9 protein-coding genes are annotated in these 8442 nt (G+C 69.1%); 6 read left to right on the forward strand and 3 right to left on the reverse strand.

Translation table 11 applies throughout. The features are described 5' to 3' along the window. The 5 genes from VSO01S_RS24885 to VSO01S_RS24905 form a co-directional block, all read left to right on the forward strand. The coding region (locus tag VSO01S_RS24885) for a Bug family tripartite tricarboxylate transporter substrate binding protein (RefSeq protein ID WP_068645462.1) at nt 1-938 on the forward strand (938 nt) is incomplete at its 5' end. After that, on the forward strand, nt 931-1719 hold the full coding sequence (locus VSO01S_RS24890) for an SDR family NAD(P)-dependent oxidoreductase (RefSeq protein WP_068645463.1): 789 nt from the start codon (nt 931-933) through the stop codon (nt 1717-1719). The genes VSO01S_RS24885 and VSO01S_RS24890, both read left to right, overlap by 8 nt. Nucleotides 1720-1752: 33 nt before the next feature. Continuing rightward, nucleotides 1753-2958: an alpha/beta hydrolase family protein gene (locus tag VSO01S_RS24895; protein WP_068645464.1), complete on the forward strand. Its 1206-nt coding sequence runs from the start codon at nt 1753-1755 to the stop codon at nt 2956-2958. Next, complete coding sequence (locus VSO01S_RS24900; protein WP_068645465.1) at nt 2955-3950, forward strand: Bug family tripartite tricarboxylate transporter substrate binding protein; 996 nt, start codon at nt 2955-2957, stop codon at nt 3948-3950. Before VSO01S_RS24895 ends, VSO01S_RS24900 begins: the two co-directional genes overlap by 4 nt. 43 nt (nt 3951-3993) lie before the next feature. Then, nucleotides 3994-4974, forward strand: coding sequence for a Bug family tripartite tricarboxylate transporter substrate binding protein (locus VSO01S_RS24905; protein ID WP_068645466.1), 981 nt, complete (start codon nt 3994-3996; stop codon nt 4972-4974). 106 nt (nt 4975-5080) lie between these two features. Here the strand turns inward: VSO01S_RS24905 and VSO01S_RS24910 are convergent, their stop codons facing one another. Both VSO01S_RS24910 and VSO01S_RS24915 read right to left on the reverse strand, forming a co-directional pair. Next, nucleotides 5081-5920 carry an N-acetyltransferase gene (locus VSO01S_RS24910; protein ID WP_306301720.1) on the reverse strand — a complete coding sequence of 280 codons (840 nt, stop codon included), beginning with the start codon at nt 5918-5920 and terminating at the stop codon, nt 5081-5083. Then, nucleotides 5917-6819: a universal stress protein gene (locus VSO01S_RS24915; protein ID WP_068645467.1), complete on the reverse strand. Its 903-nt coding sequence runs from the start codon at nt 6817-6819 to the stop codon at nt 5917-5919. The genes VSO01S_RS24910 and VSO01S_RS24915 overlap by 4 nt, the downstream gene beginning before the upstream one ends. A 430-nt stretch (nt 6820-7249) precedes the next feature. Between VSO01S_RS24915 and VSO01S_RS24920 the strand changes: the two genes are divergently transcribed. Further along, a complete protein-coding gene (locus VSO01S_RS24920; RefSeq protein ID WP_068645468.1) occupies nt 7250-8020 on the forward strand; it encodes a sulfite exporter TauE/SafE family protein in 771 nt (256 codons plus the stop codon). A gap of 19 nt (nt 8021-8039) precedes the next feature. Here VSO01S_RS24920 and VSO01S_RS24925 read toward each other — a convergent pair. Next, nucleotides 8040-8442, reverse strand: a 403-nt coding sequence (locus VSO01S_RS24925) for an MFS transporter (protein ID WP_153305427.1), incomplete at its 5' end; no start/stop codon positions are given.

Raw genomic sequence — 8442 nt, forward strand, 5'->3', positions numbered from 1 at the left:
CGCTGGCCACCCGCGCCGGCGCGCAGGCGGCCGCTGCCGCCTTCCCCTCGCGCCCCATCACCTGGGTGGTGCCCTATCCGGCGGGTGGCTTCGGCGACGCGCTCTCGCGCATGCTTGCGCAGAAGCTGTCGGACAGCCTGAAGCAGCCGGTGGTGGTGGACAACCGCCCCGGCGCTGGCGGCCAGATCGGCGCCAACCACGTCAAGCAACTGCCCGCCGACGGCTACACGCTGTTCTACGGCGACCTCGGCCCGTTCTCGATGAACGCGGGCCTGTACCCCAAACTCAGCTACGACACGCTGAAGGACTTCACGCCGCTCACGCGCCTGCTCGTTTCGCCCACGCTGGTCATCGTGCCGGCCAACAGCCGCCTGAAGACCTGGCAGGACCTGGTGGAGGCGGCCCGCTCGCCCAAGGGTCTGAACTACGGCTCCTACGGCATGGGCAGCCAGCCGCACATCTGGATGGAAATGCTCCAGCGCGAGATCAAGGGCAGCATGACGCACGTGGCCTACAAGGGCGGCGCGCCGGCCGTGCAGGACCTGATGGCTGGCCACATCGACCTGATGCTGGACGTGACGCCCAGCAGCATTCCGCTGGTGCGCGAGAACAAGGCCCGCGCGCTGGCCGTGGTGGGCGCCGAGAAGCGCCTGCCGCAACTGCCGCAGGTGCCCACCATTGCCGAACTGGGCCTGCCTGCGCTCAACGTGCCCGGCTGGACCGGCGTGGTGCTGAAGGCCGGCACGCCCGAGCCCATTGCCAACCTGCTGCACGACGAGCTGGTCAAGGCGGTGCGCTCGCCCGATGTGGTGCAGCGCTACACCGAGCTGGGCCTGGTGGTGGCGCCCAGCACGCGCGCCGAGTTCGGCGAACTCATCCGCACGGAAACGGCGCGCTGGGGCAAGGTGATCCGCGAAGTCGGGGTGCAGCTTGACTGATGCGGCCGGGCCCGCGCTGTTCAGCCTGCAAGGCCAGGTGGCACTGGTCACCGGGGCGGGGGGCGGGCTGGGCCAGGCCATTGCGCGCGTGTTCGCGGGGCAGGGCGCCGACCTGGTGCTGACCGACCGGGACCGCAGGCCATTGGAAGACGTGGCCGCGCAATGCCGCGAATGGGGCGTGCGCGTGCACACCTTGGCCGCCGACCTGGCCGATGCGGGGCAGGCGGCTGCCCTGGGCACGCGCGCGGCCGAGGTGTTCGGGCGCGTCGACGCGCTGGTGTGCAACGCCGGCATGCAGGGACCCGCGGGGCCGCTGCTGGACGTGGCGCGCAGCGACTGGGACGCGGTTTTCCAGGTCAACCTCGCCAGCGCGCACGCGCTGTGCGCGGCGCTGGTGCCGGGCATGGCCGCGCGCGGCGGCGGCAGCGTGGTGCTCATGGCCAGCATTGCCGCGCTGCGCGGCAATCGTGCCCTCGGGTTGTACGGGCTGAGCAAGGCGGCGCTATCGCAGATGGCGCGCAACCTGGCCGTGGAATGGGGGCCGCGCGGTGTGCGTGCCAATGCCATCGCGCCGGGGCTCATCCGCACGCCACTGGCGCAGGGCCTGCTGGCAGACGAGGCCTTCATGGCGCGGCGCCTGGCCATGACGCCGCTGCGACGCGTCGGCGAGCCGCACGAGGTGGCCGGTGTGGCTGCCATGCTGGCTTCGGCAGCCGGCGCTTTCATCAACGGGCAGACGCTGGTGGTGGACGGCGGCACCGTCGTCACCGACGGCGGCTGAATCGGGCCGCGCGGCACGCAGGAGACAAGAGCCATGTTCAAGTATTTCCCGAGCAACTACGTCTGGAACCTGTCGGTCGACCTGGCCATCGAGATGGGCGCGCGCATTGGCGAGATCGAGGCGATGTGCGCACCGCTGCAGCAGGCCGCCGGCCAGCCCGACGCCGCCGCCTCGGCAGCCTTTCGCCAGAGCTGGGAGCGCATGGCCGACCAGCTGTGCGAGCTGGCTGCCGAGGACGAGCGGCGCGGGCGCCTCATCTCGGCCGGCGACAAGCTCGGGCGCGCCGCCACCTACCTCATGACCGCAGAGCGCCTTCAGGCGCATGGCGCGCCGGGACGCGAGGCGCTGTACCGGCGCTTCCTCGATACCTTCGAGCGCAGCGTGCGCCTGGCGGGCGAGAACTGCGAACGGGTGGAAATTCCGTACGGCAACGCCCATATCGCTGGCCTGTACGTCCGCGTCGAAGGATTGGCGCCGGGCGAGCGTGCGCCGGTGCTGGTGCAGCTCAACGGCCTGGATTCGACCAAGGAGATGAAGTACCGCGTGGGCCTTCCGCGCTGGCTGGCGCAGCGCGGCGTGGCTTCGCTGGTGATCGACCAACCGGGCACCGGCGAGGCCCTGCGCCTGCACGGCATGACGGCGCGCTTCGACAGCGAGCATTGGGCCAGCCCGGTGGTCGACTGGCTGCAGGCGCGCGCCGACATCAACCCCGCGCGCATCGGCTGCGAGGGCGTGTCGCTGGGCGGCTACTACTGCCCGCGCGCCGTGGCCATGGAGCCGCGCTTTGCCTGCGGCGTGGTGTGGGGCGCCAACCACGACTGGCGCGACGTGCAGAAGCGCCGCCTGGAAAGGGAAGGCAGCTTTCCGGTGCCGCATTACTGGGGACACGTGTGCTGGGTGTGGGGCGCCAAGGACGTGGACGACTTCATGCGGATTGCCGAGAACGTGCACCTGGACGGCGTGGTCGAGAAGATTCGCGTGCCCTTCCTCGTCACGCATGGCCAGAAGGATTCGCAGATCCCGCTCAAGTGGGCGCAGCGCACCTACGATCAACTCGTCAACAGCCCCCGGCGCGAACTCAAGGTGTTCACCGACCGCGAGGGCGGGGCCCAGCATTCGAGTTTCGACAACTCGGCCAACGCCGGCGCCTACATCGCCGACTGGGTGGCCGAGACGCTCGGCGGGCGCACCGCGCTGCCCGCCACCACCGACAACAAGCAGATGGAGACACGCGCGTGAACACGAGCAATCGCAGAGCTTTCCTGGCCCGGGCGGCGCTGGCCGGACTGGCGCCCTTGGCCCCCGTGGCAATTGGCCGGGCCTGGGCCGACACCGGCTTTCCGCAGCGGCCCATCAAGCTGGTGGTGCCCAATCCGCCGGGCGGGCCCTCGGACATCGTGGCGCGCTTCCTGGCCGAGTCGATGCGTGCCGAACTGGGCCAGCCGCTGGTCATCGACAACCGGCCGGGCGCGGCCGGCCTCATCGGCAGCGGCGTGGTGGCCAACTCGCCGGCCGACGGCTACACCGTGCTGGTCACATCGCGCTCCAACCACGTGATAGCGCCGCTGGTGCAGCAGGGCACGCAGGTCGATCCGGTGCGCGACCTGGCGCCGGTGGGCCTGGCCTTGCGCGCGGTGGGCATCCTCGCCACGCCGGCCAAGTCGCCGTGGCGCAACCTGCGCGATTTCATCGCTGCGGCCAAGGCGCAACCGGGCAAGCTCTTCTATGGCAGCGCCGGCATCGGCGCTACGAACCACATCGCCATCGAGCAATTCAAGTCGCTGGCGGGCATCGACCTCGTGCATGTGCCGTACAAGGGCTCCGGCCCGCTGATCACCGGGCTGATGGCGGGAGAGGTGCAACTGGCACTGCTCGACTTCTCTTCGGCGCAGGCAGGCCTCAAGGGCGGAACCCTCGTGCCGCTGGCGCAGACCGCTGCCCGGCGGCTGGCCTCGATGAGCGAGGTGCCGACGCTGTCGGAATCAGGCTTCGCGCGCTATGACCCGTCGTTCTGGATCGGCCTTGCCGTGCCGCGCGGCACGTCGCCCGAAGTGATCGCGCGCCTGAACCGGGCACTGGACAAGGCCCTTGCCGACACGCAGATGAAGGCAAGGGCCCAGGTCAACGGGTGGGAACTGGTAGGCGGGGCGCCGCAGGTGCTCGAAGCCACCATCCGGCAGGACATGGCGGATTTCCCGCCACTGGTGAAGCGGCTGGACCTCAAGGCTTGAGCTTCTCGCCACGCAACATCGACGACAGAACGGAGACAGACAGATGAAATCGAACAAGCTTTCCCGGCGTGCGCTGCTGGGTCTCGGCGGCGTACTGCTGGCCGGTGCTACGACCTTCGCCGCCAACGCGCAGCCCACCTACCCGTCGCGGCCAGTGAAGCTGATCGTTCCCTTTCCGGCCGGCACCTCGCCCGACGTGATCGCGCGGCTGTGGGGCGAAGAGTTCACCAAGGCCACCGCCCAGGCGGTCGTCGTGGAGAACCGCCCCGGCGCCAGCACCATCATCGCGGCGCAAGCGGCAGCCAATGCTGCACCGGACGGCTACACCCTGCTCTGGACGGTGAACAACACCTTTTCCATCAACCCCTACGTCTACAAGAAGCTGCCCTACAAGGCCGAGGACTTCGCCGCGGTGACCCGCATCCTGTCGGTGCCCTATGTGCTGGTCACCTCGAGCGAATCGAAGATCCGCTCGCTGCCGGACCTGATCCGCGAGGCCAAGGCCCGGCCCGATGCGATGACCTATGCGAGCGCCGGCATCGGACAGGACACGCACGTGGCCATGGCCCGGCTGCTGGGCGAGGCCGGTGTTTCCATGACGCACGTGCCCTACAAGGACTACTTCCTGCCCGACGTCATCGCCCGGCGCGTCGACGTCGCCTTCGACGCCAGCACCGGCGCCATCCCGCAGGTGAAGGCAGGCAAGGTGCGGGCGCTGGGCGTGTCGAGCCCCAAGCGCATCGCGGGGCTGCCGGACGTGCCGGCCATCGCGGAGATCGTGCCCGGCTTCGTCGGCGATTCCTGGCACGGCATCTTCGCGCCCAAAGGGACGCCCGAGCCGGTGCTGGCGAGTCTGCTCGCGCAGTCGCAGAAGATCGTGGCGCAGGCGGCCTTTCGCGCCAAGCTGGAAGGCTACGGCCTTACGCCGGTGGGCGAGCCGCCCGAAGCCTTCAGCCGCTTCCTGGACGAGGACGCGCGGGCGTGGGCCAAGGTGGTGAAGGACAACCACATCACCGCCGAGTGACCGCGGCCGCTCAAGTTATTCTTAAGCGAAAAAAGGTCAATATGCGATCAGGCGTTTGGCTCCGCTGAGCGATTCCTTTCCAAGGCTGGTATGCAGCGATAGCCGTCTATGGATTGGGCAAACTGGAAGGTCGGCTGACTATCGGACAGCAGACGGGCTGGGATGGGGCCGCCCGCGTGACCCGCGGCGGCAGCGATCGCGGCTTGTCGAGGCCTGCCTTCCGGGTGGGCGTTGCCAGGACCATTGCAAGAAATTTCCGCGACCAATGCAAACTAAGGAGCAGCAGCAACAACACGGGCCCTCGCATTCCAACCGCCGCGCAGAACGTCAGCAGCGACCAACCCGGCGCCAGCAGGAACATCCGCGTCTCCAGCCGATCGAGATCGTTCGGGCCCACATCGCGGCCCAGATAGGTGAGCCGCCTGTCGCGAAGATCGACGAATCCCGCTTGGTAGCGCTGCGCCAGCTTGCGCCACAGCGCATGCGCGCCGGCCGATTGGCGCGCACCGGTCATCAGGCAGATGCCGGTGCCCAGCGCCCAGTCGTACACCGCCGTCGCAATGCCGCGGCGCTGGTATTGCGCCAGGTAGCGCGAGTGGGGCGAACGCAGGTGCCGGTCTGCGCGGCGATCGACTTCGATCAGCCGGTTGAAGACGGTGCAGCCGGCGAGGCGCCGCTCCTGGAGGTCTTCGACGTACGCATAGAACTCGCCGTCGGCCTCGCGGATGTGGACCTTGAGTTGCGGATCGCGCGGCAGCCCGAAGGCCGGCAGGCCGTGCAGCGCGTCGCCCGGCGAACGGATTCGCTCGTAGATCAGCTCGAGCGACTCGCCGCGCTCGTTCTTCGAAGGATCGACATCGACCCGAAGTTCGGCCGGCCGGTGGAACGGGATCCTGAAGAAAGGAAGGGGCGATGGCAGTGCAAAGCCCATGGCCAGCGCCGTCATGCCGTCTCCCCGGCGGCGGGCAGTGCGGCTGCCTCGGGCTTGGGGTCGATGCGCAGGTCGTGCGGCACCAGCAGCACATCGCCGCTGGACCACCATAGCACACGCTGCGCCACGCTGCCGAAAAGAAAGTCCGCGAAGCCGGAACTGCGCCGCTTGCCCACCACCAGCAGCTCGGCATCGGAATGCTGCTGCTGGACCACCGCCTGGCGCGCCACGTCGCCCCGGCCGATGGCGGCGACGACGCGGTTGCGCCGGGCCGTCGACGAGTCGCTCAGCCAGAACAGGCGCTCGTGCGCATCGCGCAGGCTCTCGTGCCGATAGATCTTCATCGCCCGCTCCGACACGTCCGCATAGCGCAGCTTGCCTTCGAAGGTGGTGTTGAGCGCGTGGAACAGCTCGACCTGCGCATCGCCGTCGAGGGACCAGGCCAGCTTCACCAGCTTCTTCGACTCGGGCGTGAAGTCGACCGCCACCAGGATGCGCCGGTAGCGGTGAAAGACTTCCAGCCGCGCCAGCAGGATCGGGCAGGGCACGGCGCGCTGCAGGCGCTCGATGGGGTGGCTGCAGAAGAAGGCCTTGGCGGAGTTCTTTTTTCTGCGCTGCTCGCCGACGACGACCAGGTCGACCCAGCGGGCTTCCTCGGCAATCGCATTCAGATGCGCATCGTCGTCACGGCCCGCAACACGCTTCACGAGGATGTCGAAGCGCGCGTAGATCTCGGCGGCGAGCCGCCGTGCGGCATGCTCCGCATCGGCCCTGGCACTGCCCGCAAAGCCTTCGGGCGCATGCATGATCTTCAGCAGCGCGCGATGCCGGGCCGCGAGCATCGCGGCGCGGACCACCGCGCGATTGCCCTGCGGCGACAGATCGGTGACCGCGAGAATGGAATGAATGTCCATCGTTGTTCTCTCCTGGAGGCGTGGAGCCTCGGACCCGCACCTTCGAGTGGGGTCGCTACCGCGCGCGGGGCGGGTGCCCGACGGTCAAGAAGAAGAAAAGTGCGCTGGAAAAAAACGAAGGAGGCTGACCGCCGGGCTCAGGAATGTGCGGGGGTCTGACGCGACCCGAAGACGGGCCGGGCAAGCGGCAAGGCGCGCGGCACGAGCGCCGCACACAGCAACAGCGGCGCGAGGCCGGCGTGGCCTTGGGCTGCTGCTGTGCAGGAGAAGTGCGCCTGGGTTTGCATGCGGCGAGTCTATGGAACATCGCCGGGGGCGGCAACGATACCCGCACACCCTCTGCCAGATTGCAGCAGCCTCAGGCTGCGGCTGAGGCTGGGTGTGCACATTCCAGATTTTCCGCACGCCGCCCGCTTTACAGAATGGGCGCATGAACGCAGATGCCTTCCTTGCCTCGCCGCTTTCACTGCTGCTGTCGATTGCCGCGGTGTTCGTCCTTGCGGGCCTGGTCAAGGGCGTCATCGGCCTGGGCCTGCCGACGATCTCGATGGCCTTGCTCGGTTCGATGATGAGCCCTGCCGAGGCCGCGGCGCTGCTGGTCGTGCCTTCGCTGGCCACCAACGTCTGGCAGTGGCAGCCGTGGCGCTCGCTGCACGGCGTGACGCGCCGAGTGGCCCCCATGCAGGCCGGCGTGGTGGCCGGCACGCTGGCCGGCGCGTGGGCCATCGGCGCGCCCGTCGGGTCGTGGGCCGTCGTCGGTCTTGGCGCGATGCTGATCGTCTATGCGGCCTGGGTGCTCGCCGGTGCGCGCCTCTCGGTGGCGCCGCGCGCCGAGCGCCGGCTGGGGCCTGTGGTGGGCGCGTCCACCGGCGTCATCACCGCGGCCACCGGTGTCTTCGTCGTGCCCGCGGTGCCTTATCTGCAGGCGCTCGGCCTGCACCGCGACGCGCTGATGCAGGCCATGGGCCTGTCGTTCACGGTGTCGACCGTGGCGCTGGCTGCAGGCCTGTACCTCAACGGGCACCTGCCCACGGCGGCGGTGGGCGAGTCGGTGCTGATGCTGTTGCCAGCGCTCGCCGGCATGGCGCTGGGGGCCAGTCTTCGACAGCGCATTTCGCAGGAACGGTTTCGCATCTGCTTTCTGGCCAGCCTGCTCGTGCTGGGCGGCAGCATGATCGTGCGGGAAATGCTGCCGCGCTGATGATCGATCGCGGGTTTGCTTACTCGAACTTCACCATCCGCACGGCCAGGCCTGCCAGGCCCGAACCCGTTGCCAGCAGCACCACGGCCATCCATCCCCACTGCGCGAACAGCATCGCGCCGAGGGCCGCGCCGCTGGCCATGCCGATGAACATGCCGGTGAAGAGCACCGCATTCAGGCGGCTGCGCGCACCGGGGTCGATGCCGTAGACGATGGTCTGGTGCGCGATCAGCGTGCCCTGGAAGCCCAGGTCGAAACCGATGGCGCCGGCCGCCAGCAGTGCCAGCTGCGCATGCGTGTCCAGCATCGGCGCGAGCGCCAGTGCGGCAAACGACAGGACGAAGATGGTGGCACCCAGGCGCGTCACCAGCTCCGGCCCCTTGCGGTCGGCCACGCGGCCCGCCAGCGGTGCGGCCAGCGCG

Source organism: Variovorax soli NBRC 106424 (assembly GCF_001591385.1).
Lineage (GTDB): Bacteria > Pseudomonadota > Gammaproteobacteria > Burkholderiales > Burkholderiaceae_C > Variovorax > Variovorax soli.

What these genes read in the sequence shown, in the direction of transcription:
- VSO01S_RS24895 (WP_068645464.1), top strand. Translation starts at nt 1,753, where the DNA reads ATGTTCAAGTATTTCCCGAGCAACTACGTCTGGAACCTGTCGGTCGAC.
- VSO01S_RS24905 (WP_068645466.1), top strand. Translation starts at nt 3,994, where the DNA reads ATGAAATCGAACAAGCTTTCCCGGCGTGCGCTGCTGGGTCTCGGCGGC.
- VSO01S_RS24910 (WP_306301720.1), bottom strand. Translation starts at nt 5,920, where the DNA reads ATGACGGCGCTGGCCATGGGCTTTGCACTGCCATCGCCCCTTCCTTTC.
- VSO01S_RS24915 (WP_068645467.1), bottom strand. Translation starts at nt 6,819, where the DNA reads ATGGACATTCATTCCATTCTCGCGGTCACCGATCTGTCGCCGCAGGGC.
- VSO01S_RS24920 (WP_068645468.1), top strand. Translation starts at nt 7,250, where the DNA reads ATGAACGCAGATGCCTTCCTTGCCTCGCCGCTTTCACTGCTGCTGTCG.